This is a genomic window from Leptospira noumeaensis, from assembly GCF_004770765.1.
Taxonomy (GTDB): Bacteria; Spirochaetota; Leptospiria; order Leptospirales; family Leptospiraceae; genus Leptospira_A; species Leptospira_A noumeaensis.
In genome coordinates this window covers 1,277,053-1,303,015 of sequence record NZ_RQFK01000026.1, presented here as the reverse complement: position 1 = coordinate 1,303,015, position 25,963 = coordinate 1,277,053, and the positions used below count along the sequence as shown (strand labels likewise).

The 25,963-nt window shown below is 36.9% G+C and carries 22 protein-coding genes; 9 read left to right on the top strand and 13 right to left on the bottom strand.

What is annotated here, in order from left to right:
• The 8 genes from EHQ24_RS14335 to EHQ24_RS14295 all read right to left on the bottom strand — a co-directional run bounded on the left by EHQ24_RS14335 (position 1) and on the right by EHQ24_RS14295 (position 9,940).
• Positions 1-1,113 (bottom strand): DNA alkylation repair protein, encoded by a 1,113-nt coding sequence (locus EHQ24_RS14335; RefSeq protein WP_135602247.1) that lies wholly within the window; start codon positions 1,111-1,113, stop codon positions 1-3.
• A 180-nt stretch (positions 1,114-1,293) separates the two neighbouring features.
• On the bottom strand, positions 1,294-3,360 hold the full coding sequence (locus EHQ24_RS14330; RefSeq protein WP_244310434.1) for an ABC transporter substrate-binding protein: 2,067 nt from the start codon (positions 3,358-3,360) through the stop codon (positions 1,294-1,296).
• Positions 3,361-3,573: 213 nt separating this feature from the next.
• Positions 3,574-3,789, bottom strand: a complete 216-nt coding sequence (locus EHQ24_RS19375) for a hypothetical protein (protein ID WP_244310433.1) — start codon at positions 3,787-3,789, stop codon at positions 3,574-3,576.
• A gap of 128 nt (positions 3,790-3,917) precedes the next feature.
• Positions 3,918-4,514, bottom strand: a complete 597-nt coding sequence (locus tag EHQ24_RS14320; RefSeq protein ID WP_135602245.1) for an NAD(P)H-dependent oxidoreductase — start codon at positions 4,512-4,514, stop codon at positions 3,918-3,920.
• Positions 4,515-4,866: 352 nt separating this feature from the next.
• Entirely contained in the window at positions 4,867-5,856 is a 990-nt protein-coding gene (locus EHQ24_RS14310; RefSeq protein ID WP_135602243.1) for a DUF1554 domain-containing protein, read from the bottom strand.
• Between the two features lie 177 nt (positions 5,857-6,033).
• Positions 6,034-6,576: an NADPH-dependent FMN reductase gene (locus EHQ24_RS14305; protein WP_135602242.1), complete on the bottom strand. Its 543-nt coding sequence runs from the start codon at positions 6,574-6,576 to the stop codon at positions 6,034-6,036.
• A gap of 3 nt (positions 6,577-6,579) precedes the next feature.
• Entirely contained in the window at positions 6,580-9,018 is a 2,439-nt protein-coding gene (locus EHQ24_RS14300; RefSeq protein WP_244310432.1) for an LA_1737 family protein, read from the bottom strand.
• Positions 9,019-9,061: 43 nt separating this feature from the next.
• Entirely contained in the window at positions 9,062-9,940 is an 879-nt protein-coding gene (locus tag EHQ24_RS14295; protein WP_135602241.1) for a hypothetical protein, read from the bottom strand.
• A gap of 763 nt (positions 9,941-10,703) precedes the next feature.
• Between EHQ24_RS14295 and EHQ24_RS14290 the strand changes: the two genes are divergently transcribed.
• The 3 genes from EHQ24_RS14290 to EHQ24_RS14280 are packed head-to-tail and all read left to right on the top strand — an operon-like array spanning position 10,704 to position 15,084.
• Positions 10,704-12,329 (top strand): FAD-binding dehydrogenase, encoded by a 1,626-nt coding sequence (locus EHQ24_RS14290; protein ID WP_135602240.1) that lies wholly within the window; start codon positions 10,704-10,706, stop codon positions 12,327-12,329.
• 22 nt (positions 12,330-12,351) lie between these two features.
• On the top strand, positions 12,352-14,121 hold the full coding sequence (locus EHQ24_RS14285) for a thiamine pyrophosphate-binding protein (RefSeq protein ID WP_135602239.1): 1,770 nt from the start codon (positions 12,352-12,354) through the stop codon (positions 14,119-14,121).
• A gap of 18 nt (positions 14,122-14,139) precedes the next feature.
• On the top strand, positions 14,140-15,084 hold the full coding sequence (locus EHQ24_RS14280) for a tRNA dihydrouridine synthase (protein ID WP_135602238.1): 945 nt from the start codon (positions 14,140-14,142) through the stop codon (positions 15,082-15,084).
• Between the two features lie 59 nt (positions 15,085-15,143).
• Here EHQ24_RS14280 and EHQ24_RS14275 read toward each other — a convergent pair whose 3' ends face one another.
• The 4 genes from EHQ24_RS14275 to EHQ24_RS14260 form a co-directional block, all read right to left on the bottom strand.
• The gene (locus EHQ24_RS14275) at positions 15,144-15,617 is read right to left on the bottom strand and encodes a hypothetical protein (protein WP_135602237.1); all 474 of its coding nucleotides are present in this window, start codon (positions 15,615-15,617) and stop codon (positions 15,144-15,146) included.
• Between the two features lie 192 nt (positions 15,618-15,809).
• Positions 15,810-16,331: a hypothetical protein gene (locus EHQ24_RS14270; protein WP_135602236.1), complete on the bottom strand. Its 522-nt coding sequence runs from the start codon at positions 16,329-16,331 to the stop codon at positions 15,810-15,812.
• A 58-nt stretch (positions 16,332-16,389) separates the two neighbouring features.
• A complete protein-coding gene (locus EHQ24_RS14265) occupies positions 16,390-16,911 on the bottom strand; it encodes a hypothetical protein (RefSeq protein WP_135602235.1) in 522 nt (173 codons plus the stop codon).
• Position 16,912: 1 nt separating this feature from the next.
• Positions 16,913-17,140, bottom strand: a complete 228-nt coding sequence (locus tag EHQ24_RS14260; RefSeq protein ID WP_208725780.1) for a hypothetical protein — start codon at positions 17,138-17,140, stop codon at positions 16,913-16,915.
• A 166-nt stretch (positions 17,141-17,306) separates the two neighbouring features.
• On the opposite strand from EHQ24_RS14260, the gene EHQ24_RS14255 reads away from it, so the two are divergent.
• From EHQ24_RS14255 to EHQ24_RS14235, 5 genes are all read left to right on the top strand, one after another.
• Positions 17,307-17,918 carry an LBF_2127 family putative lipoprotein gene (locus tag EHQ24_RS14255; protein ID WP_135602234.1) on the top strand — a complete coding sequence of 204 codons (612 nt, stop codon included), beginning with the start codon at positions 17,307-17,309 and terminating at the stop codon, positions 17,916-17,918.
• Between the two features lie 294 nt (positions 17,919-18,212).
• Complete coding sequence (locus EHQ24_RS14250; protein ID WP_135602233.1) at positions 18,213-18,701, top strand: DUF2721 domain-containing protein; 489 nt, start codon at positions 18,213-18,215, stop codon at positions 18,699-18,701.
• A 546-nt stretch (positions 18,702-19,247) separates the two neighbouring features.
• Positions 19,248-20,558 (top strand): 3-hydroxyacyl-CoA dehydrogenase NAD-binding domain-containing protein, encoded by a 1,311-nt coding sequence (locus EHQ24_RS14245; protein ID WP_135602232.1) that lies wholly within the window; start codon positions 19,248-19,250, stop codon positions 20,556-20,558.
• Between the two features lie 13 nt (positions 20,559-20,571).
• On the top strand, positions 20,572-21,837 hold the full coding sequence (locus EHQ24_RS14240) for an acetyl-CoA acetyltransferase (protein ID WP_135602231.1): 1,266 nt from the start codon (positions 20,572-20,574) through the stop codon (positions 21,835-21,837).
• A gap of 3 nt (positions 21,838-21,840) precedes the next feature.
• Positions 21,841-22,278, top strand: a complete 438-nt coding sequence (locus EHQ24_RS14235; protein WP_135602230.1) for a hypothetical protein — start codon at positions 21,841-21,843, stop codon at positions 22,276-22,278.
• Here EHQ24_RS14235 and EHQ24_RS14230 read toward each other — a convergent pair.
• Complete coding sequence (locus tag EHQ24_RS14230) at positions 22,275-23,963, bottom strand: methyl-accepting chemotaxis protein (RefSeq protein ID WP_135602229.1); 1,689 nt, start codon at positions 23,961-23,963, stop codon at positions 22,275-22,277. The two genes, EHQ24_RS14235 and EHQ24_RS14230, sit on opposite strands and share 4 nt — an antisense overlap.
• Before the next feature lie 196 nt (positions 23,964-24,159).
• Here EHQ24_RS14230 and EHQ24_RS14225 point away from each other — a divergent pair, with 196 nt between their 5' ends.
• Positions 24,160-25,956, top strand: a complete 1,797-nt coding sequence (locus tag EHQ24_RS14225) for a SpoIIE family protein phosphatase (protein ID WP_135602228.1) — start codon at positions 24,160-24,162, stop codon at positions 25,954-25,956.
• Positions 25,957-25,963 lie beyond the last annotated feature (7 nt).

The window sequence follows — 25,963 nt, the reverse complement described above, 5'->3', positions numbered from 1 at the left end:
TTACTTTGTTTCTCTTTTTAATTCAAATTTTTGTAATTTATATTCATTACCATTTAATAATATAGAAATCGTATGTTTTCCTGGATAATATACTCGCGTGGTGATCGGAGCAAAAGAATGTCGTTTTGTGATTTTAACTTTCTCTTTAGGTAACAAACTTTTTTCACCTAACTGAAACACCTTATACCCATGTTTACCATTTGCTAGCAAAAAACCAATTTTATATTCAATTCTTATTTTGGTTGTATCTTTTGGAGTTTGATTGATTGAAACTTCAAATTCAAGTGAATCCCCAATATTGATTTCTTTCTTACGTAAAGTTAAATTGATTTTTGTCGGTTTCCATTTTGTGTTATACGAAAAGAAACTTAAAGATTTTTTGTTTCCTTTTTTCAGAAGGGTTCGTAAAGCATGTTTTAAATTTTTATCTAATTCTTTTGACTTTCCAAATCTACTTTCGCAAAATTCTAATACCAAATCTGGATTTAATTTAGAAATATCATTCAAATGATTTGCAACACTTCTGCGAACAATTTCATTTTCATCATCCCAGAGTGTTTTTAATATAGATAAATGAATTTCTGGGTTTTGTTTGATCTCAGGGATCCCAATCCCCCAAGGCAACATTGGCCGACTGCCTTCACTTGCCAACCTTCGCACAAATGGTTCCTTATGTTTTGACCAGGTTTGCATTTGTTTTACAGTTTTTTGAAAATGGTGTTTGTAAAAAAATCGAATCGCAAACTCAGCACTTGAGAATACCGTTATTTTCTCCAATGCTTTCATAGATGTATCAAAGTCATCTAACCCTGTTTTGGTGACAATATCGTTCAAAAAAATATAAGGAAAATTAAAATCAGAAACCCCTTCTTCGCGCAGTGAGTGAATGAGAGAGATGATATTCGGATAGATATCGGCTATTGATCCTTGCCAATTCTCAATCAGTACATCAGAGAGGCGATCGATCCTTTGTTTTAATTCCATCTCTTTCCAAGGTGCAGAAAACACTTGTTTTTGAAATTCCAAAGGTTTGATTTTGGAATCCACCCGATTTAAGTGATTTCCGAGTCCGAGAACCCAATCCCGGGAATACATTTCTTTCAAAGGTTCCATACAAACTTAGAACGAAATTACATTTACCTACTCTCAATGGAATCGAAAAACCAAGTTGAATGAATTTACGCAACACGATTAATCGCCTAATTTAAGCAGGTTTTTTGGGGGAAACCATGATAATTTGTCTCAGAATGACCGCTATATGAGATACGTATATTTTTTCAAAGATAGTTTGGATCAGGTTTCGGCAACCGGCAACCAAACCGAAAAACATGCCCCCAGGGGGACTTCTTCTAACTCAATTTTTCCATCCATTTGAGTAATGATCTTTTTACAGATATCAAGACCCAAACCCATACCTTCCCCATCAGGTTTGGTGGTAAAAAATGGGTCAAAAATTTTTCTTTTGATGGACTCAGAAATCCCAGTGCCAGAATCAATGATCGACACTTTAATAAAATTTTCTACTAATTGGATTTTGATTTCTATTGTACCATTGTACGACATAGCCTGAAGAGCATTGTTTAGCAAATTAATCCAAACTTGATTTAATTTATCACGGTTCCCTTTACACTTTTTATCCGTTAAGTATGATTTAACAATAGTTACTTTCGTTAAATTATAATGATAAAGTGAAAGTATAGTTTCTATTTCAAATACTAGATCAACAACTGAATTTCCGTTCAAAATGTCTTTATCCGAAACCAGATAACTTTTTAAGGCCCTAATCACATGGGTTGCTTTTTCTGATGCAACAGAAATAATTTGATTTGAACGGTAAGCAGAAGTAATACTTGAGACCGCCTCTAGAATTTGTAAGGAATTTTCACTTTCTAATATTTGTATCAGTCTATCACCCAAACGAAAAGCACCCGTCCCAACAACAAGTTGTATATGTTCTCCATACAAATCCATTTTTTTTATCGATGAATACTTTAAAGCCAATTCTTTTTTGATCAACCTTTCTGCTTTTCCTTCCATAAAGGTTTGGTTCTTTAAACTTTCTTCTAATACCAAATAAAATCGAATTGAATCTTCTTTATTAAATCCAACAATGATATCGATTACATGAATTAATTTCTGTTTCAAAAAATCAGATAACAAAAAGTTTGATGAAACAATGGCACCTAAAGGAGTGTTTAATTCATGCGCCATTCCAGCTGCTAGTTGACCGAGTACCGCTAGTTTTTCTGAAGCAAGAAGCTTATCTTGAGCTTCTGTTAATTCCTTTAAGGTATTTAACAAACTCTGGTTTAAAACCTGCAAATATTCATTGGATTGTTTTAATTCTTCTGTTCTAACCTCAACTTGTTTCTTTAAATTTTCAGAATATTGTTTATTAAGTCTTCTCCACTGTACAAAACCTAAAACAATCAAAGAAAAAATCACAACACCAAACGTATAATAAACCCAATCATAGTTTGTTTGAGGATTGGGATCGTAAATAAATCCTTTTAGATTAATGTTCTTCGGAAGCATTCCAAGCTCAGAATAAACTTCATTGATATGTCTCCACCTTCCCGGATTCATATAACCCATTTCCACAAGGACTGGTTGGATGAGCGGAGTCATTTGTTTTGCTTCAAAAAGTAATCTTTCTTTCGAATTTTTTTGTGAGTATTGATTATAAATTAAATCAACAATTTCTTCTTGATGATTCATTGCGTATATCCAACCACGAAGCGTTGCTTCTCGAAAGGCTTTTACTCTTTCGGGATGTTCCCGAACTTCGGCTTCACTTGTAAAAAAGTTATCTCCATAAAAATCAATTCCTGCTACTCTAGGGGAGTATTCTACAAAAGGAAATCCGGCTTTTTGGAAATCGTAGGCTTGAGTGGTTGCATACCCAGAAAATGCATCTACCTTTCCAGAAATTAAATCATCGGGATTAAACCTATGTTCTAGCAATTGTAAGTCTTTTAATTCAATACCTTCTTTCTTTAGATAAGCAACAATTTCATCCATCCTTGGCGTTAACATCACCCGTTTCCCGGCAAGGTCATGAATGCTCTGAATATTGGATGTTTTTTTGAAATATAGAACCGATGGAGAATGTTGAAAAATTACAGCCAATACAACCACAGGTTTTCCTTTGTATCGTTCTTGAATCAGTTCATTACTACCAACCCCATATTGGCCAGTAGAACGAATTACTTTTTCGTGAATCCCTTTAATACCAACTGTACTTTCCAAAAGTTCTACATTAAGACCGACGTCTTGATAATAACCTTTTTCGAGGGCTGCATAATATCCTGCGAATTGGAATTGATGAAACCATTTAAGGTGCAGGGTTACTTTTTCCATCCCCAAAATTGCGGTATGGTATGGAAGTACAAAACAAACTAAGAAGACATAGTAAAATCTTTTAGTGCCAGAACGCCTACCCATAGATGGATTTTTATATAGATTCTCTATTTCAAATCAATGAATTTAATCTTTAGATTGTTATTTTATTTCTAACGATTGAACAGATTGTGTTGGAATGAAAGGGGCCTTTTTAAAAAATTGAAATAAAACTCAGGCTTTGATTTGATTCTTAACTTTGTCAATCCAATCCAAATTTAGTTTGGTTTGTTTTTCTGCATATTCGAGAGTCAAAGACCAATACTCCAAATCAGGATGTTTTTTCCAATCTGCATCCAATTCTTTATGAAAGTTTTTAAGAAGTTTTAAATCTTCTTTTTGTTTTCGAATTTCATCTTCCAAATGTTGTTTGATTAACTTCGGATTCATATTCCTTCCAAAAAAAACTAATCGTAGACACAATGTACTTCCGAATTTCATATCCATTCATTTCACACTGAGAAAGAATTCCTAATAAAACGTATTGTGTTTTACTTTCTCGTTTCATCTGAACAATATCATTCCCCGTGAATTGCTAATGATTCCACAATGTTTGTCCACTTGAGAAAGTGTTTTGGTTTACGAGTTCTTACTTCACCAAAAATTGTAACTTTTACAGGCGTCACTCCACAAAATTCTAAAGTTCCAAATTTTAATAACTGGATACCGGGAGATTTATTGAACCATTTATAATACCAACTGGGAGCATCCATTGTTACGATGATACGAGCTGTTTTACCTACCAAAAGTTTTTCGGGCAATGGTGAGTTTTTTCTATACTTAAAAGAAAATCCCGGTAAAAAAACACGATCAATCCAGGCCTTTAAAACTGCAGGCATACTCGCCCACCAACTAGGAAAAACAAAAACTAGATGGTCTGCTTCTGAAATTAATTTTTGGCTTTGTATCAAATCTGGTTCGAGAGTCGGTGTAGAATCTTTTTTATGACCCATATATAAATTATAATCGAATTTCAGATCAGCTAATTTCAAAAAACCCACAGTATGACCTGCATTTTTTGCAGAATTAACATAAGTCTCTGCCAAATGGCCACAAAGTGAATTGGGATTAGGATGACCAAGGACAACGAGGATATTCCTTTGTTTGGTTTTCATAAATTTGCCATATCTAATAGATATATTTAGTCAAGTGAAAAACTATTAATTTTAATTGTTCAACACAATAAAATGGTAAATTACTGATACAAGTAAACGAATTCATTCCAATCGCATTGGATGACGTTGCAGATGTATTGTCAACTAACATTGCTTTACATCCTTTATCAACCGGGCAAAGGTTGTTTTTTTTCACCTATCATACCTAATAAAACTGATGTTTCAGCATAAGATTTTGATTCAGAATCACAAACATTATTTGCAGAATTTCCACTACAGGAAAAGAGAAAGATATAAACCAAACTTTTGTATCAATTGAATTATAAAAATAGGCCAAGTTTCCCATCTGCCTTCAATACTCAACACATAACAATTTTAGTTGATTGCCACATCCATAGGTTGCTCCAAAAAACAAATTATTTACTTGCTGAGTCCTTAATATAAATCCTGATTCTGTATTTACGATTGCCGACCACGTAAAACAGCTAGTGCTGGTAACAAAAACCCAATCAGCATTACCGCCAAACCAGGTTCCATAGTTAACCGAATCAATGGGATTGGAAAATGGAATTTGGAATAAAGAGGTATTGTTGGTATAGGAAATCAGAGTCGTTCCATCCGTTAGGTAATAATGTGCGTTAGGTTTCAAAACCCAATCCACTTGCCCATCACCCACATTCGCAGTTAAGGAAGCAATCCGAGTGTTTCCATTTAAAATCATTGCCTTACAAGAAGAACCGGGTGGGCACAAGCTATCAGTAGAACAAATGGCATCTGCACCTGAAACTCCCCCAAATTCACCGCCTCGATAGGAACCAGCAGATAAAAACATTCTTTTTTCGTTGTCCAAAATTTGCATTTGTATTTCCGCAGGATTCAAATCCAACTTTGAATCTTCTGATTTTGGAGTTAAAATCACACGAAAATCTCGAATGCCATTGAGCAAAGAATCATTAATATCTGTTACCTGGATATTTTGAGGAGTAGACCAATTGGTTGAATCAAAACTGAGCGCTGTAGGACTGACGATAGCATAAGAAGGATTTGAAACTATTAGTTCAATCTCAACTTTTGCCTCAGGTTTCTCCTTAAGAGTTACTGAAAATCGAAGGGGACTTCCACTACCCTCGTTAATCACTCCTTTTTTAGAACTGAGTGCAATGACAGTGGGGAAAAACTCAATGGTTCCTGTGGAACAATTATTCCTACCTTCACCTAACAAATTAAAAAGGATTGTTGATTCGAGATAAGAATCGGAATTAATATCGCATGTATTGTTTAGTGTTTGTTCATTACAATAAAAAACGAAAAGTAATAATGGAACGAATAAATAACGAAACATAAAAGAAAGAATCTAATTACCTATGCCAAGTTGGTTGCAAGCAACTTACTCGCAAACCATTAATAAAAAATTTATAATTTATTAACTACGTTAGCGTATTCCCTTAAACTAACAGAAATAAGCCTATATGCAGATAGAAAAATTCATTACATTTAATTTTGTTCTTAGAGAAAAACTCTATTTTAGTTTTAGTGAATCCAAAAACACATCCATCAGATTTTGGATGGATTGTTTTGTTGATAAGTCGCTGATTTGTCCATCTAAAGTTATCTTCGCTTTGACACCAGAAATGAGTAAGTTAGTTTCTTCTGATAATTTAGCGCCAATTGTTTTTAATACTAAAAGTAAAGATTCATGAGCTTTTTCGCCAACAGATGCAGCTGTGATTAAAGCTACCGGTTTATCAGTAAACACTACGGAAGAGACAGCCCATTCCAATGCATTTTTTAAGACTCCAGGAATACTAAACACATATTCGGGTGAACAGATAAGGATTCCATCTGCGTTTTGAATTTTTTTCAAAAATTCTTTTATAATTACAGGAGTTTCTTCCTCTGAAATTCCAGAAAGAAAAAATGGAAAATTTATTATTTCATCATATACCTCCATCTCAAATGCATTTGAAAAATCTTGTTTTAATGTATTTAAAATTTTTCTATTATATGAAGTCGGACTAATTCCACCTGAAATTGCAAGTATTTTCGGTTTTGTTTTAATCATTGTTTATATTGTGATTCCTAGAATTTTTTTGGTCCCATCTGTTTCTTTTGTATAAGAAAACAATTTTAAGATGGAAAATTTTTCATATCCATTGTCTTCTGTTTGATACTCCCAAAGCCAACCCCAAAGGCTTCCTCTTTTAACATATCCTCTTTCTATCTCCGTTTTTTCTTGGTATAAAGCGCCTAATAACAAATATGTTGAGTATTGATTATCGGATTTTGTTTGATTATGATAATAACCAAGACCGGCCAAAACCAACTCAGTTTTTTCTTCTTCTGAATCGAAAAGATAATAAAGGAAAGGTCCATAAAGTCTCGATTTTTCTCCCGCGGCATCGGCAGTCCTGACAATCGGGAAAAAATTATAAATCTTACGATAGGATTTATCATCGTAACCGAGCCACATAAATGTAAGTCGATTTATGTTATTTTGGCTTTTATCAAAATTCCAGAACAAACCACCCAGACTTTTAAACTGATACTTCGATTCAGTATTTTCTGATTCGATCAAATAAAGAAAGTTGTAATAATGTCCTGTTCGATTCCATTCGAGATAATTCAAAAAACTAAAAGTTGTAAAACTATCAGAATTCCAGGAATTAAAAGATAATGGAATCACAGAAAAACTAGAATTTGTTTTATAAAAAGGAAAAATCAAAATATGAGATAGTGTTTCTTTTGATTCATATTTATTGATGGATTTTGAATTATCGTTTTTAGATAGGTTCTTCTCCTGATACCATTCCCAATCTACAAACCAAAATAAATTTGTCCTAGTCGAAGTTTCGCTTGAGTGTCTATAAAAGAATGGTGTGATCCAAATCGTAATTTCTTTTTGGATTTCTGAATAACTTCTATTTTCATAAACAATCCATAGTGGCCAAAATAAAAACTCATTATACAATGAATTAGAACGTTTTGTTTGATTGTATATTGAAAACAATGTATAGGTTTTACTGGTAGTAACTTCTTGTTTGAATTCATTACGATGGATGTAAAATGGAAGAACCCTATGACCGGAATTGGAATCTGATTCATAAACATTTACAAGAGGCCAAAAATAAGATTTCTCCTTCCGATTGTTTTCTTTTACATCTTCAGTTAAGTATAAATTGAGTAAATAATCGCGAAATTCAGAATCTTTGTCTTTTTGTTTTCCATACAAAGGAAATAGAACTTTATATTCCAAATCATCCGATTGGTAACTAAACCAAATAGGGAAAAATGGTGGCAAAAGAACAACATTATCATCTGAACTCTCATCCCATGTAAACCATGCAAGCGGTAACAAGCGAATATGTTTTTTAGAGTCAGCTCTTTCATAAGAAAAAACGCCAAATAACAAATTATAACCAATAAAACTATCGCTACTCTCTCGTTTGAATTCCCTTTTTTTAATTACTTTAGGGTCTTTTATTTCTGGAGGTTTTATTTTTTCCGTAACTAACTTCGAATCCAAAACTTTAGTTCTTTGTGAGTAACCAACTAAATTATAAAAAACTCCGAAATCAAAATCTATATAAACATTTCCATCGTTAGTCGCCAAATCAACATTTGCGGAATTTGTCTTTGTATACCATAACAAATTAATATGATAGTCTTCTTCTGAATCAGAATAATTGATATATAATGGAAAAATTAAATCAAATTCTTTTCCTGGTGCGCGGTAGTGCCCAATAAACGGAAAACCAACAATCAACCGTTCATCCTTTGCCTTATCCTCAGAATAATAAATTGGCCCAAACCAATATTCATTAAAGTTAGATCTATTATTTTGATAAAACAATACCAAAGGAAGGAACAAATAGTTTTCTTTGGAATAATAAACTAAAGGAAAAATTGAAAATTCATGAAGTCCTTTTCTATCATTTACTTCAAGATGTAATAAAGTAAGTAGTCTAGTATAATGGTTTTTATTTTCTCCGGCAGTTTCTCGGTTATGATAGTATAACAATGGCAAAATGGGAAATCCAAAACGACTTCGTACATCATTTTTATTAGAAAAGAAAAAAGGAACTGTGGTTAAGTAAGAACTATTTGTGTCTTTTCCCCAAAAAACAAATGGATAAAAGGATTGATCCACCGCTTCCTTTTCTACCGTTTTATTGAGATTGAGTATTCGTTTGTATTCACGATTGTCGGACTTACTTTGAATATGGTAATAAAATGGAAAAATGGATTTTGTTTTTGCTTTTGGATAATCGTAATACCGATAGAATCCTAATGCACGAACCGAATGATGATTTGTCCAGTTTTCTACGTCGTAGAAAATATTACTGGCAGTAAACTTAGCACTCCTTTCACTTCCATAAATTTTTGTTTCCTTCTCCGATTCTAAATCATACCAAGTTTTAGCATACAATCCATGGGGAAGTGTAAAAATAATGAAAACAAAAATGGATTCATAGAGAGTGCTCAGAGTTCGTCTAAAAATGTCCATAGCTTTAGAAGTGTGTTATGGACTCTTGTTTTTATGCAAGAAATTACTTGGTGTTTTTAGATCCTTCTTTCATTGGTAAATGGATTAACTTTTTGTTTTTTTTGGGGATATGTTCAATGATCTCTGCTGATTTTGGAGTTATTGAATCAGATTTATTATTAACATATTGATAATTTATTTCAGACAATAGAATCGGTTTAGTTGAAGGATACATTTGACCAATTTGTTTTTTTCCTTCCCGATCATAAAAAGGAATGACTGATTTGGAAATTGAACGATAAGGAAGGTAAGTAGATACCTTGATCAACCTACCTTCTTTATCATATTGATAATCATTAAAACCTAATACAATTTCTTCATTGGAAACAATGATTCCTTCCAATACATCTTCAGTAAATTCATAAGTTCCTTTTCCCATCCCCAAGATAATAGCGGTTCCCGTGGAAGCAATATATACAATTCCTAAAGCAGCAAAACTTACAACGGCTGAAGTTGCATAAACGGGCATATAAACTGGCGAATTATCGTTTGCCCTTCGAATATCATATTCTGTTCTAAGAGTTTGTCTAATCGAAAGATAGTTGGTGACATTGATAGCGTAATAAACTGGATAATATAAATATTCTGTCGGATGTAAGTTCAAATCTTTGGAATCCACAAGGATAGCAATACTTCTTACAATTCGGTTAGTTTCTTTATCACGAAGAATTCCGTAATAAATTTCACCTTGCGAACTAGGCCTTTTTATTGGTTCAGAGACAATTGGCAAAAGGGATTCAGAAAATTCTAGTTTTTTGACAAACTGAGCGGGCAACAAAGAGTTGTTTAGATTTTCTTTTGGGATATAAACTTTCTGTGTCGAACAGGAAAAAAACGAAAGAAGCAAAACAAAAGTAAGGTGGTTTGACAATAGAGATTTCATTTTGATGATTCAATGAATACAAAAAGGAATGTTAGGAGAGCAAACAATCAACTTTTTGTTTTATCATTCAAAAAGAAAGTAAATAGATCAAAAAAAAGAATTTACTGATAAGAAAATGTGTTAAAACCGTCGAATAGTTACTCCTGACTCAAGAAAGTTGGAAATTCCTTTTTTGATGACCTAGAAAAAAAGGAATTTTTCCTTACGACTTAACTCTGAGTAACAAGTGTTTATGCTTCTTTTTATTGGATTTTTATCTGAATTTTTATCCAAAAATGCCATAATCTAAACCCGGCAGATATCATTTTCTTACCAACTATCAGAAATTTATTCTTTCTACCATTGATCGGAAAATTTTCGCTAAGTAAACCAATTCCCAAAGAGAAGAATCTGAAAGCGTATCATGAATTCAATTAACAATGATTAGTAAAATTTTCTTAGTTTTAAAAAATTCCCACAAACGAAACACACCATAATACAAAAAAATTTAATTAATGTTAAATTAAAAACAAATACAATAAAAATCTGGAACTATTCTTATAATAATTACAAATTTATATAAACAATGTTAGTTGTTATATTGATTCTAATATTTGAATTCTCTCAATTTTAAAAAATTTGATTCGCATTTGTTTATTTTAAAATAATACCATGTACTTTGTGTTATCAATGTGTCACTGAGTTCTTTAAATTTTAGATTCATTCAATAAACACGAACAATCATTTTTAAAATGATTCAAAACAAGGAGAAGGAGGATCTGTAGTGGTCGTAAAAAGAAACGATGTCATTATAATCGGTGCAGGAATCGCAGGTTTGGTAGCAGCATATGAATGTCTTAACCAAGGGAAATCTGTTTTAATTTTAGAAAGAGATACCGAAGAACATTTAGGGGGACTCGCTAAACTATCATTTGGTGGGATGGCCCTGGTTGGCACCCCGATACAAAAACGTTTGGGAATCAAAGATACTCCCACAATTGCATTGGATGATTGGTTTTCTTTTGCAAACTTTGGTTCGGAGGATGTTTTTCCAAAACAATGGGCGGAACAATATGTCCATGAAAGTCTTGGACAAGTGTACCATTGGCTAGGAAACCTTGATTTACATTTTTTTCCAGTGGTCAATTGGGTAGAAAGAGGGGAATACAAAAGAGGCAACTCAGTTCCTCGTTATCATGTTCTCTGGGGAACTGGTCACCGTTTGGTGGAACGTTTTGAAGAATTATTAAAAAAACATCGCCACATTGCAAAACTAAGTTATTTATTTGAACACAAAGTAACAGATTTAATCAAAGAAAACGGTAGGATTGTAGGTTGTATCGCTGAACAAGAGAAAACGGGAGAGAAAGATCTAACGTTTTATGCAGATCATGTGATGGTAGCAACAGGTGGCATTACAGGTTGTCTTAATAAGGTGCGTGAACATTGGCACAAACCCTGGGGTGAAGCACCAAAAGAAATGTTGAATGGATCTCATCCTTTTGCCGATGGTCTAGTCCATGATGCCGTAAAGAAACATGGCGGAAACCTCACTCATTTGGATAAAATGTGGAATTACGCTGCGGGCATTCCCAATCCTAAACCACAATTTGATGCTCACGGACTCAGCCTAATTCCTTGTAAGTCGGCCTTATGGCTCGACCATTCGGGTCGTCGGATTGGACCCGAGCCAATGATGACCGGTTTTGATACCAACGAACTCTGCCGTAGGATTTCTAGATTAGAAAAACCTTATACTTGGCAACTTCTGAATTGGAGAATTGCGGCCAGAGAACTCGCCGTTTCTGGTTCAGAACACAATCCGATGATCCGTGATCGCAAACTATTTATGTTTCTAAAAGAAATATTGTTTGGTAACCACCGCCTCGTGCGACAGTTACAAAAAGAAAGCGATCATTTTCTAGTTGCAAACAACTTGCGAGAGTTAGCTGACAAAATGAATCATTTGAATGGCGATCATTCGATTGATTACGAAGTATTAAAACAAGAAGTCACTCAGTATGATGATGTGATTAAACGCGGCAAAGGACTTTGGAACGACGACCAATTAAGAAGAATCCAACATGCAAGGTCATGGCGTTCCGATCGTGTTCGGACTTGTGCCCCCAAACCCATTCTGGATCCAAGTGCAGGTCCCCTCATTGCGATCAAACTAAGACTGATCACACGAAAAAGTCTCGGAGGAATCCAAACAGACTTAGAAAGCAGAGTATTAGACAAGTTAGGTGTTCCGATAGAAGGATTGTATGCCATAGGTGAGGCGGCCGGATTTGGCGGAGGCGGTGCTAGTGGATTTAAGTCTCTAGAAGGAACTTTTTTATCTGGTTGTATACTGACAGCAAGAGCAGCGGCAAAGTCGGTCAACAACGGTGTTTCATTTAAAGGATAATCAAACAAAGGAGAATGATCGTATGAAAAAAACAGGTGCTTGGTTAGTAAGATATGCTTTGGAACAAATTGGAGTTCGATATACCTTTGGAATTCCTGGCGTCCACAATACAGAAATTTATGATGAATTAAACAATTCCGATTTGATACATCCAATGCTCGTAACCCATGAAGGTTGTGGTGCGTTTATGGCAGATGCCATTAGTCGCACAAGTGATTCCATTGGAACAGTGGTGATTGTACCTGCGGCAGGAGTGACTCATGCTGCTAGTGGAATTGGGGAAGCTTTTTTGGATGGGATTCCAATGTTAGTGATTGCCGGTGGAGTACGAAGTGATTCACAATTCAAATACCAATTACATGATATGGATCAACATACATTAGTAAAACCCATTACTAAAAAAACATTCAAAGTAAACTCGCAAGAGGAAGTAGTGGAAACTCTTTACGAAGCGTACCAAACAGCTGTGAGTGGAGAACCTGGGCCAGTATTTATAGAAATTCCAGTGAACATCCAACTTTATACGGGAACAGTTGAAAACCTTCCCAGTTATCTTGATTATTGTAAAAAACAAACAACCAAAAATACAACTTTACCATTCTCTGATGATAGTCTTGATGAAGCTGTCGAGTTATTATCGAAAGCAAAGTCACCAGGTTTGTTTTTAGGATGGGGAGCCGTTGATGCGGCGGATTCAAGCGTGGCCATTGCGGAATTACTTGGTGCACCAGTGGCCACAACTTTACAAGGACTCAGTTCATTTCCAGGCAACCATCCTTTGCATTGCGGAATGAGTTTTGGGCCGGCAGCAGTTCCCGCAGCAACCAAAGCATTTTCTGGATGTGATTGTTTACTCGCAGTAGGAACTCGTTTTGCAGAAATTGCTACTGGTAGTTTTGGAGTGACTGTTCCCAAAAATCTAATTCATATCGATATCAATCCGAATGTCTTTCACACAAATTACCCGGCAAAAGTAAACATTCAAGGCGACGCCAAAATCATTTTGCCTGAACTGGTAAAAAGACTACAAAATAAGTTACAACTAACGAAAGAAAGTCGGGAAAATCGAATCCAGGTGCTCACAGCAGAAATTCAGAAAAACAAACAAAACTATATGGAGGAATGGTTCCAACATAATAGTAACGATAGAGTGAATCCCGCAAAATTCTTTAGTGTTTTACGTTCCTCTTTACCAGATGATGGTTTTGTTGTGGTAGATGATGGAAATCACACATTTCTCACTGCGGAACTGATGCCAATTCACAAACCAAGACATATGATCTCCCCCACTGATTTTAATTGTATGGGTTATGCAGTTCCTGCAACCATTGCTACTAAACTTGCAAATCCCGATAAAGCCGTTGTTGGGATCATTGGCGACGGGGCGTTTCTAATGACTTGTATGGAATTGGTCACTGCTAGTAGAAACAAAATTGGGGCCATGTTTGCAGTTTTTAATGATGGTGAATTATCTCAAATTTCACAGGCCCAACAAGTTCCCTACAATCGTAAAACTTGCACCGTCCTCGGAACCACAAGGTTTGAAGGAATTGCTCTGGCTACCGGAGCAGAATATCTTAAAATTCAAACCAACGATGATATCAAACAAAAGTTAGATGAAGCCTGGAGCCGAACAAAAGAAGGCCGTCCTGTTATTTTGGATGTCCATATCGACTACAGTAAAAAAACTCGTTTCACACAAGGGATCGTTGGCACCAATTTGAAACGTTTACCATTTGCAGCCAAGGTCAGAATGATTGGTCGTGCTTTAGCACGAAGAGTCACTGGATAGAATCGAGGTTATTTTCTTTTGCGTATCTTACTTGCTCCCATGGAAGGACTTCTTGACTACCGACTGCGTGACACTCTCACACAAGTTGGTGGTTTTGATGAATGTGTTAGTGAATTCATTCGAGTGAATGACACTCTCCTTCCATCACATAGGTTCTATCGTTATGTTCCAGAACTATATGAAAATTCTAGGACTAAATCGGGAGTTCCTGTCAAAGTACAATTGTTAGGTTCTGATATCAATTGTATGGCAGAGAATGCAAGTAAGGTAGCTTCTCTTGGGGCTTATGGAATTGATATTAATTTTGGATGCCCTGCTCCCACTGTGAATCGAAACCGAGGTGGGGCCGCACTCCTCAAAGAACCGGATCAGATGTTTGCCATTGTAAAGGCCATCAGAAAAGCAGTTCCTTTGGAGATTCCAGTGACAGCAAAAATGAGGTTAGGTTACGATTCCACCGAACAGGCGCTTGTTTGTGCCAAAGCCTTAGAAGAAGGTGGGGCCGAAGAAATTGTTGTCCATGCTCGAACAAAAACCGACGGATACAAACCTCCTGCCTATTGGGACTGGATCCATAAAATTGGATCTACGGTAAAGGTGCCCCTAGTCGCCAATGGGGAAATTTGGACTGAAGAAGATGCAATCCGATGTAAAGAAATCTCTGGCTGCAAAGACATTATGATTGGCCGGGGAGCAGTAGCCAATCCAGCCCTCGCTTTGATGATCCGAGGCGAAAGAAAAGAAAATCTTTCTTGGGATGAAATCAAAAGAATTTTACATCGGTATTGGCAAAGTTTAGAATCAGACATGGAAGTAAAAAGCCGTGCAGGAAGGATCAAACAATGGTTACACTACCTTTCTCGCCAGTATCCCGAAGCCGAAAACGACTTTGAGATGGTAAAACGATTCACAAACAGAATGGACTTCGAAAAGTATTGGGAATCGCCTGTAAAATCTACGTAAAGTTTCCTATTAACGCAAAAAACCGAACAGACATAAAGATTAATTCCAAATATTCCAATTTATTGGATGATCACCTTGGGATTGATACTTTGCCCAAAGACATAAAAAAAATAATTTCCTGGAGTTATAATGGTATAAGTAGAACCAGATTGGGTAATATCGGTTATTGTATTTGCCAAATTTTGTCCTCCAGAAATCGGACATTCGTTTTGTTTGTATATGGCAATTCCATCATCCCCATAATCACTGAAGACAATTTTGTCATTGGCAACTAACTGACTTCCCTTTACGATTCCACCTCCATAACCATTATCATTCATTTTTTTACTAATGACTGTCAAAACTCTGCTAGCAGTAGTTAAAGGCAAGGTAAGAGCATCTATACCAGGAGAAGATTGATAATTACAAGTGAGACCACCTTGACTTCCGGCAAGCAACAAAACAAGACCTGCACTATTATCGTTTTTTTCTTTTTGACAATTGAGGAAAAACACACTTAAAAGGAAGCTGACAATAATACTAATTTTTAACATATCTTTATATTCTAAAACAATACTTTACTACTTTTATTTTTCTGTAAACCGCAAAAATAAAAACTAGCCAACACCTAACAAAAAAGTAAATAGATCATTTTTCGCGTTTTTTCATATATAATTTAAAACTTCTGAATAGTTCGTTAATTTAATCGTGAAGGAAAATAACAACGAATCTACCGAGAGTATTATTCATGGTAATGCCTCAAAGGTGATTGTAGAACATTTAGTAAGATTTGGTTGGCTGTTTAAATAGGATTGAAGATTTACAATGACAACCTTGTTTCCAAAAGAAGGAATGATACAAGTCTGAGTTCCGCCAGGAAAGAAATCTTTAAATGTCCCAGAATCACATTGAGTCGTTGTGTTTGTAGCAAAAACATTCGGACGATTACAGTCGCTCACAAACAACATAACACCACAACCAGGATAATCGGAAGAAAGCGTAAACGAATATCTAAAACCATTTGGGCCAGAATCCAAACGAAACTTTTTACTTTCATTACTTACTGCAAGAGAGATAGGAGAATTAAAAGTTATTGGAGAAGCTCTATTTGGATCATCACAAGCAGGGTCATAATACCCTGAACTCCTAAACAGTGTCTCAAACCAAATCACAAAAAAACCTTGAGCATTACTCCGGCTTTTTTTCTCAGGGTCTACGCATGATACAAAACTTAAAACAAATAGAAGTATGATGATAACTAGTTTCACGAAATTTCTACCACAGCATTCAACGCGATTGTATAACAAATCAGAACTAGATATTTTTTCAAGGAATCACCTCAAATTGCACCGTTGTACACGGAGTCGTTGGATAAGATGAAGTTGCAGAAACCAAATACACTAAAACAACTTGGTTTGAAAAACTAGGGATTTGGCATGTTTGTGTTCCGCCAGATACGTAATTTCGATATGTCCCCGAATTACAAGATACTTCAATACCAGTATCACTAGCAAATGAGTAAGGGGGACGACAACTTCTGATATTGATTAGCACTCCGCAGGCAGGATAATCGGAAGATACAGAAAAATTATACTTCAATCCTGAAGAACCTGTAGTAAATCGATAAGTCTTTCTTACGGAACTGGAAAGTATGGGAGAACTCAGAGCCAATGGAGTTGACAGACTTTCGTCATCACAAGCTGGATCATATTTCCCCGATTGACTCAGCAAGTTGAGAAACCCGATGAGTAACCATCCCTCTTTATTGACTCCTCCGACCTCTTCCTTTGGAATAAAGCACGATACAAAACTTAAAACAAACAGCAGTAATATCATCCATTGTTTCATATTACTTACCCCTTCTGATTGCTTCATCAATGGCCGCTTTCCGAAGGGAAACCAACCATTGCAAATTTGTCTCGGTGATTTGTTTTTCCGATTCTGGTAAACTCACAAAATAGTCCTTCAAATACGAATAAGCAAAAACCCCAAGGAAAGAATTCCCTCGCAAATGAGACAATTGCAAGGCAGATAGTTTGGGAACTTCTTCAAGTGCTTTTGCATAAAAGTCATTCATACCAGAGTCTGACGCCAGTTATTTTATGAATCCAAAAAAAGAAAGTCAATGAGATTTTTCGCATATCATGAATTATACGTCATTGCCGAAAAATGTTCGCAAAAGAATAATGAAAAAAGATGGCATTAGTTTTAATGCCCTTTAAAACTATTTCTAACAGCGGTATATGAAGTTCAAGACCATGAAAAATAAAACCAAAAACATTCTTAAAATATTTCTTATCCTTTCACTAACGAGTAACTGCGCAGTTGATATCAGACAAGTTCCTGAGCCAAGAGCTCTTATCTATTCCCCAGTTTTTTTGACACAAAGCAACTTATACATCGGTAAATTGGAAGTATATACTTCTGACTCAATCGAATATACAACTGCATGGAGGCATATCTTCAAATCTTTTCTATTAAATAATCGAATCAGCAAAAATGTTAAAGATTTAAATGGAGAAAAACAAATTAATAAAGACGACTATATTCTAGACATTGAAATCTATCCAAAACTGAATGATGAATTTAACTATTGGTGGACTTGGCCTGCTATTTATCCAATGTCAGGTTACTGGCCTGTTCAAATGAGAACCTACAATTATGAAACCATCATTAAATACAAAATTATTAAAAATCAATCCATTATACATGAAAGCGAAATAAAAGAAACGGAAGAGAAAACTATCACTATGTATGGTTTCTACAGGACTTCCGAGATCGAAAAAATGATCGAAATTGTAAATCTAAAGGCATTAGATAAATGTTCAAAAGAAATTTCATTAAAAGTTCAATAACTTTAGCATTATTAATATTTCCTTCAAATTATTCAATTAGAGAAAGAAATCACAGTATCAGAAGATTTTTTAAATTCATTATAGATAAAAGAAAAAATTCGCATAACATCGAGAAAACGATTCGCTTCGGCACTTACGACCTCGCTTGTCCTGCGACACATAGGCTTTCTGCCACTCATTTGCATACGCAAGCGTCGTTCCAATCCCTGTCCCATTGGGATTTAGCTTGCGCCCTTACCCGACCGCTCCCTTTTTTTCCTTTCAAAAAGGATCCCCCTCCACTAACTTATTCTTATGTTCGAATCATTTTCCAACTCTGAGATTCTTTCTGGTATGATCACTCCAGCCGTCCTTGTTTCCGCCTGTGCCAGTTTGATTTTTTCCACAGCCAACAGGCTTGGGCGAATTTTTGACCGAGTGAATCTTTTAAAATCGGAAGTGGAATTACTACTCGAAGGCAAACGAGGTTTTCAAAAGGAACGAATGGTTTACATGCGCCAACAATTATCGGTTCAAAAAAAACGTGCCGTCCTCATCCAACGTTCCATGGCTTTTTTATATTTGGCCACTTCTCTATTTGTGATTTCAAGTCTGACACTTGCCATCACCCTTGCTTTTGCCAAGGACTATGCCTGGATCCCCACAGTTGTGGCAATCACCGGTGGAGTTTGTTTGTTTTTAGCAAGTGCCCTTTTATTTTACGAAAGCAGATACAACCTAACGTTCATTAATCGACAAATTGAGTTCACAGAGTTTTTAGAAAAGGAAGTGCGAGAGAAATAGGAACTAAAAATTCCTAGTCCGCAAACAATGCCCAAACGGAATTTTTGATTTTCTTTTTTTAGCGCCTCGAATCCGTTAGTTGACAAACAGTGATTCTAAAAACGACCGCGTCATCCGCTCCAATCTTTCGTTTCACGAAAGGATTTCCGCTACTACCGCTGGCGCAGGAATTTTTTGTGAACTCTTGTAGTCCCTTGCGCCAGGGACCAGAAGGGCTTGGTCTGAAGAGGCGATCGCCTCGGAAGACGGGAGCGAACGCGCACCCCGAAAGGGCCCGCCCGGGCGCCCAAATTACCAACTATGAACTTTTTAAAAAGAAAAACGGGGTTTTTGGGAAGTGGCGTGCGAAATGCGGCGGGTTGTGATAGAAGGAAACCATTGGGTGGCGGGTCTAGTTCCCCACCCTCAGATCAGGGCGGGGAGATTGTACCGTTGCCCCCCACCCCAACGCCCCCATTTTGTAACAAATCTGACAAAAAAAAACGATTTTCCTGTCACCTTGGCTTTCTAGAACGGTAAGTAAAAATTAGATTCGGAAATTCCTTCATGAGAGAAATCAAAACTGTCACGATTTTAGGTGCCAACGGAGCCATGGGTTCTGGAAGTGCGGGCGTCATTGCTGCCTTCGGTGGTGCTAAAGTCCATATGCTCGCTAGAGATGTTGAAAAAGCAAAACAGGGTATCGAAGCCGCTGTCGCATCCGTAAAAACGGATACAATTCGCGCAAGAATGATCCCTGGTTCCTACGATGCGGATCTGGAAAAAGCTGTCGCAGAGTCAGATTGGGTTTTTGAACTCGTGGCGGAAAGTTACGAAGTCAAAGAACCGATCAATACTCGTATTGCAAAGGCTCGTCGTCCTGGAACCATCGTTTCCACTGTGTCTTCTGGACTTTCCATCGGTCGTTTGGCAAAAGCTTACGATGAAGATGGTCAAAAACACTACTACGGAACGCATTTTTTTAACCCTCCTTATAAAATGATCCTTTGTGAACTCGTCACTCACTCAGGAAATGATAAAAAAGTCACACAAGCGTTAGGTGAATACCTAGACAAAGTTTTAGGCCGTGCCGTTGTTTATACAAATGACACTCCTGCTTTCGCTGGAAACCGCATTGGATTTCAGTTGATGAACGAAGTGGCACACTTTGCAGAAAAGTATGCTGACAAAGGTGGAATTGCTCTTCTTGACGAAATCATGTCTGGATACACTGGACGTGCGATGGGCCCACTGGCTACTGCTGACTTCGTAGGACTTGATGTTCACAAAGCCATCGTAGACAATATCTACGACAATACAAAAGACGAAGCTCACGAAACATTCAAACTTCCTGGTTACTTCCAAAAGTTAATCGATGCTGGTAAACTTGGTATGAAGTCTGGTGGTGGTCTCACAAAAGTTGTGAAACACGCTGACGGAAAACGTGAGAAGTTTGTTTACAATATCAAAACTGGTGAGTACGATCCGTACCCAAAATTTGATATTCCTTTTATCAAAGAAGCACGCCAAAAAATCAAAGACTCTGATTACAAAGGTGCGATGGATGTAGTAAAAAAAGCAAGTGGCTTCGAAGCAGACATTGCTCGTTACTTCATTTCACGTTACATCAGTTATTCGCTCTCTCTCGTGGGAGAAGTGGTTGATACAAAAGAAAACACTGACGGCGCTATGGGTTTCGGTTTTAACTGGGTTCCTGCTTCTGCTTTTGTTGATTTCCTTGGTGGACCAAAAGAAACAATCAAACTAATGGAAGCGTCTAAAATACCAGTTCCAAAACTTTTAAAAGATGCAAAAGAAGGCAAAAAGTTCTACGAACTTGGCGACAAACTGGATGCAAGGTCTCTCTTCAAAGGTTAATTAGGAGTATCATATGAGTGAAAAAGTATTCGTATTAGGCGGAGAACAAACCGACTTCCAAAGAAACTGGACAAAAGAAGGAAAAACCTTCATGTCCATGATGCGTGAAGTATTAGATGATGCTCTTGAAAAAGTGGGCATCAGTTATGATGAAATCAAACGATTGAACAAAGAAAACCGTGTGGCTGTGTTTGTTGGTAACTTCGATGCAGAACAGTATGCCAACCAAGGTCACTTGGGTGCTTTTCTTACAGAAGTAAACCCAGCTCTTTACGGCGTTCCTGGTGCTCGTTACGAAGCAGCTTGTGCTTCTGGTTCTGTTGCCCTTGATGCTGCCATCACACATATCCGTGCTGAAGATTACGATCTAGCGATTGTTCTTGGTGTGGAAGTAATGAAAACAGTTTCTTCTTCTGTGGGTGGTGACTTTCTTGGAACTGCTGCATACTACGATAAAGAAGCGAAGGGAGTTCAATTTCCTTTCCCTAAACTTTTCGGAAAACTAGCAGATGTGATCCTCGAACGTTATGAACTGAAAGAAGAACGTTTTATGGATGCTCTTGCAGAAATTTCACGTATCAACTACGCAAACGCAAAACGTAATCCAAAAGCGCAAACTCGCACATGGTTCATGAACAAAGAACATGCGATGGCTCGCGGTGGTGATAACAATATGGCTGTGGGTGGTAGACTTTGTATCACTGACTGTTCCCAAGTAACAGACGGTGCTGCTGTCACAATCCTTGCATCCAAAGATTACACAAAAGAATACGCTAAAAAAACTGGTCGCAAAGTTGATGACATCCCTCGTGTTAAAGGATGGGGTCACCGTGTAGCACCAATTACTTTTGAAGCAAAAAAACAAGAATCCGTTGGAGACAAATACATCCTTCCATGGACTCGCCAAACAGTAAAAGACGCATACAAACGTGCTGACCTTGATGTAAAAAACATTGATGTGTTTGAAACACATGACTGTTTTACTTCTTCTGAATACGCTGCGATTTCCGCTTTTGGAATCTCAGAACCAGGAAAAGAACACATCGCAATCGAAGAAGGAACCATTGACTTTGGTGGTAAAAAACCAATCAATCCATCTGGTGGACTCATTGGTGTGGGTCACCCGGTTGGTGCTTCTGGGGTTCGTATGATGCTCGACCTCTACAAACAAGTCACAAACACTGCTGGTGATTACCAAGTAAAAGGTGCTAAAAATGGCCTTATGCTCAACATCGGTGGATCTGCGACTACGAACTTCGTGTTCATCTTAGGTAAGTAGATTTTGAGTTCGCTGAATACAGAAAAATGGAATCGGATACTCGTCCGGTTCCTCCTAGCCTTTTCGTTTTGGGAAGCGGTTTCCATTCCACTGAGAATGTTGTTTTTTTCAAAGTTCTACTTTGATCCAACATTGAAATCGATGTTTGTTCCCATAACCGATGTTTTTTGGTTAGGCCCTGTGTTCAGCGATTTATCCTTTACCTTAGCATTTGGATTTTTATATGCACTGATGAAAGAATCTTTACCGCAAGGTCTTGTGGGTGGGTTTCTCGTGGGAATTTTAGTTTCCATCATTGGATTTGTATCACCCATGTTATGGACTGTATCACTCACAAACGTTGCTCCCATAGCACTTGTTTGGGTATGGGTCGCTTATTATTCCTTATTCACAATTTCTACTGCTGTCATCTATTCGGTAGGTTGGAACGCCGAAGATTAAAACTGAAATCGAAATGCTACCGAATCCAATCGATCTGCCACTTGGGCCAGATTGGCAATGGATCCTTCTATGGCAGCAATGGTGTGTTTTTGTTCACTCGCAGCAGCTGACAGCTCTTCTACGATAGAAGAACTATTCACAAGTTGGGTTTGGATTTTTTCAATATTCCCCAAAACACTTCCCGACATCACCTCTGTTCCTTCTGTGGAACCATGAATTTTTTCGGCGCTGATTTTAGTTTCTTCTGCGTTTTTTAAAATTCGATCCATTTCTACTTGGACTGTTTCAAATTCTAAAGATCCTAATTCTACTTCACTGAGTCCGTCTTGGATATCGGTAACTGTTTGTAAAATTTTGGATGTCAACTCGTTGATAAATGCTGAAATTTCTTTTACGGATTTATTGGACTGGTCAGCAAGTTTTCCCACTTCTCCTGCCACTACAGCAAATCCTTTTCCAGCATCTCCAGCCCTAGCTGATTCAATCGATGCGTTTAACGATAGTAAGTTTGTTTTTTCGGAAATGGCCGCGATGGTTTCTGTAATTTTTCGAATGACCTTTGTTTTTTCACCCAAATCTTTGATGGTTTCTGAGGTTTTGATGATTTGTTTTTTGGCTTTATTGAACTGAGCGATGGCTTTGTCAGAACGTTCTTTTCCGGAAATAGAAAACTCATAGGCTTCCGTTGATTCAACTTGTACCGTATTTGATTCTGTTCGTATGCTACTAATTAGGTGGTTCAAAGAATCCATTTGATGAAAGATACTTTCCGAACTTTCACGAGTCACATTACTAGAATCAGCAAGAGAAAACATAGCATTTGAAAGTTCTTTAAAGGCTACGTGAATATGTTCCACAGCAACGGTTAAGCCGGCAATTTGTGATTTTACAATTTCTGCATTCCCAATGAGTTGGGAGATCATCCCACGAAATTCCACTTGCGTTTTTCGAATCAAATTCAGTAGATCCAAATGTTCGCCTGAATTTTTGACTTCCACATCAAACTTAAGTTTTCCCCGGTTTAAATTCTCTAAATAAACCTTTGCCCTTCCATATGATTTAGAATTTAATTTTACTTGCGTATATCCAAAGATTGTAACTATCAAAAAGAATCCAAAGCCAATTCCGAAATACATAGGATCTGGCAAAAAAACAAATTTGGAATTTGATTTTAAAGAAAACAAAACAAGCAATATTCCACTAATAAGAGTTTGTATAAAAAACAAAGAACTATCAGATAAACTTTCTAAAAATCCGATCTTTTTAGGTTTCCATTTCCCCGAATTTATTTTGGCATAAAGTTCCTCGGCTTCCCGAATTTGGTCTTTTGTGGCTTTCGTTCGCACCGACATATAACCCACATGTTTCCCATCTTCGTAAATGGGAGATACATTGGCATCTACCCAATAGTAATCGCCATTTTTGCATCGGTTTTTGACAATTCCCACCCAAGAGTTTTCTGCCTTAACGGTCTCCCATAAATCTTGGAAGGCCAGTTTTGGCATATCGGGATGGCGGATGAGATTGTGCGGTTGCCCAATCAATTCCTCTTCTAAGAATCCACTAATACGCAAAAAATCGGCATTCACATACGTGATGATTCCTTTCAAATCTGTTTTGGAGGTGATCTTTGTCCCTTCAGGGAACTCGATTTCTTTGTCAGTAATTGGCAGATTCTTGCGCATTATTTCGTTATAACAAAGGATCTAGAATCATCCAAGAACAAATTAGAATATTTACAAACCTAACTAAAGTAAGAAACCAACGAATTCGAGGTTCCTACCGGACTTAGCTTGACATTTTGATTTGATTGTCATATCTTCTCACGGGACGAAGATCCATACAAAGGAAAATCCTAAATTGGATGGATCAGGTGAAAACGTGAAACGAGAAACTCTCTTCTGGGACCTAACCCTAAAACTCGAAGCGTTTACCCATACCGTTCCTGTTCCTTTTGCTGTGTATTATGCCATCATCACCCAAAAAATGGAACCGGCCCACTGGCGGATCTTCATCGCACTCTGTGTGGTTTTTGCTACAGGGATTGGACTCCTAGGAACCTTTGTCCGCCACCTCCTTCTCAAGTATGTTTACGCCAGAATAGAAAGGATCCCCATTCCAAAGGTCGGAGTTTCCTCTTTATCGAAAGAAGAAATTAATTATGCAAAGTCGGTTAAAATTCTATTATTTCGATATCCCTTATTAGAAGCCATCATCATCGTTATCCGTTGGTTATCCGGTGTGATTCCCATAAGCCTTTTGTTTTTTCATTTGGTAACTTATATGCCTTCGGTAGCTCGATCGGCATTTTTTACCTTTGTGATGATTGCACCCATATCCTTTGTAACTTATTATTTTATTTCTGAAAGTTGTATTCGTAGATTATTTGACTTACCTCAAATCCAAAACATTGAACTCCAAGAAAAGGACATTCCAAAGTTTAATTATTTCTCTCGGATACTTGTCGCCTTTTTTAGTTTGGCGGCGCTTCCCTTTGTTATTTTTTCCTATATCCTTTATTCACTAGCAATGGGTGAAATTGCGGTAGAAGATCCCATGATCCCTATTGTTACTGTATCTTTTATTTTTATTGTCCCTTTAGTTGTTTGTTCTTATGTCGTTGCGAAATCTGTAAACGAAGGCCTGAACGAAACAAGTAGATCTCTAGGAGAACTGGCAAAAGGAAACTTCGATGTAATGGTAACAGCAAAATCAAGTGACGATTTTGCAAAACAAGCACTCTATCTAAATTCCGTAATTACTACACTCAAAGGAATGTATGAGGAAATCAAAAACCTAAACGAAGGGCTAGAAGAAAAAGTAACCTTGAGAACCAACGAACTCAATCAGTCCTTACAAGATATCAGTAAATTAAAAATACAACAAGATGGAGACTATTATCTCACCTATCAACTGCTAAGCCCTCTTGCAATCAAAGATGTGGTTTCCAAATATTTGGAAGTGGATCATTTGGTAAGACAAAAAAAAGTTTTCGAATACAAAGATAGAAGGTATGACATAGGCGGTGATATCAATATTTCCCATTCGATAGTTTTACAAAAAAGAAAGTTTTTACTTTTTGTAAATGCAGATGCTATGGGTAAGTCAATGCAAGGTGCAGGCGGCGCCTTAGTTTTTGGTGCGGTATTTCAATCCATTGTCCAAAGGACAAAATCAGACCCCGGATACGAACAGATAGGACCTGAAGAGTGGTTAAAATCAAACCTGCAAGAAATGCATATGATCTTTGAAGCCTTTGATGGAACGATGCTTGTTTCACTCACTATGGGATTATTAGAAGAAGAAACAGGAAAGTTATACTTCTTAAATGCAGAACACCCACCCATAGTATTGTATAGACAAAAAAAAGCAGAATACCTACCCGCAGGTGTTTCCTACAGAAAATTAGGAACCTTGGGAGCTACCCCCATCCAAAACATAAAAGAATTCCAACTAACACCGGGCGATGTGTTAATCATAGGTTCCGATGGAAAGGACGACTTACTTCATTTAGACGAAACGGGGAAATGGGAGATCAACTCAGATGAACAAATGTTCCTAAAACTTGTTGAATCCACCCATGGGAACCTACTTGCCATCTCAAAACAAATCGAATCTTTAGGGCAAGTCATCGACGATATTTCTTTGATACGAATCTGTTATTTACCGGAAACTTAGTCCTAAA

Bases quoted from the DNA above. Each gene is read 5' to 3' on its own strand.
- EHQ24_RS14305 (WP_135602242.1), bottom strand. From the start codon at position 6,576: ATGATTAAAACAAAACCGAAAATACTTGCAATTTCAGGTGGAATTAGT.
- EHQ24_RS14320 (WP_135602245.1), bottom strand. From the start codon at position 4,514: ATGAAAACCAAACAAAGGAATATCCTCGTTGTCCTTGGTCATCCTAAT.
- EHQ24_RS14265 (WP_135602235.1), bottom strand. From the start codon at position 16,911: ATGAAACAATGGATGATATTACTGCTGTTTGTTTTAAGTTTTGTATCG.
- EHQ24_RS14240 (WP_135602231.1), top strand. From the start codon at position 20,572: ATGAGTGAAAAAGTATTCGTATTAGGCGGAGAACAAACCGACTTCCAA.
- EHQ24_RS14230 (WP_135602229.1), bottom strand. From the start codon at position 23,963: ATGCGCAAGAATCTGCCAATTACTGACAAAGAAATCGAGTTCCCTGAA.
- EHQ24_RS14285 (WP_135602239.1), top strand. From the start codon at position 12,352: ATGAAAAAAACAGGTGCTTGGTTAGTAAGATATGCTTTGGAACAAATT.
- EHQ24_RS14275 (WP_135602237.1), bottom strand. From the start codon at position 15,617: ATGTTAAAAATTAGTATTATTGTCAGCTTCCTTTTAAGTGTGTTTTTC.
- EHQ24_RS14310 (WP_135602243.1), bottom strand. From the start codon at position 5,856: ATGTTTCGTTATTTATTCGTTCCATTATTACTTTTCGTTTTTTATTGT.
- EHQ24_RS14295 (WP_135602241.1), bottom strand. From the start codon at position 9,940: ATGAAATCTCTATTGTCAAACCACCTTACTTTTGTTTTGCTTCTTTCG.
- EHQ24_RS14300 (WP_244310432.1), bottom strand. From the start codon at position 9,018: ATGGACATTTTTAGACGAACTCTGAGCACTCTCTATGAATCCATTTTT.
- EHQ24_RS14245 (WP_135602232.1), top strand. From the start codon at position 19,248: ATGAGAGAAATCAAAACTGTCACGATTTTAGGTGCCAACGGAGCCATG.
- EHQ24_RS14250 (WP_135602233.1), top strand. From the start codon at position 18,213: ATGTTCGAATCATTTTCCAACTCTGAGATTCTTTCTGGTATGATCACT.
- EHQ24_RS14330 (WP_244310434.1), bottom strand. From the start codon at position 3,360: ATGGAAAAAGTAACCCTGCACCTTAAATGGTTTCATCAATTCCAATTC.
- EHQ24_RS14260 (WP_208725780.1), bottom strand. From the start codon at position 17,140: ATGAATGACTTTTATGCAAAAGCACTTGAAGAAGTTCCCAAACTATCT.
- EHQ24_RS19375 (WP_244310433.1), bottom strand. From the start codon at position 3,789: ATGAATCCGAAGTTAATCAAACAACATTTGGAAGATGAAATTCGAAAA.
- EHQ24_RS14255 (WP_135602234.1), top strand. From the start codon at position 17,307: ATGAAGTTCAAGACCATGAAAAATAAAACCAAAAACATTCTTAAAATA.
- EHQ24_RS14335 (WP_135602247.1), bottom strand. From the start codon at position 1,113: ATGGAACCTTTGAAAGAAATGTATTCCCGGGATTGGGTTCTCGGACTC.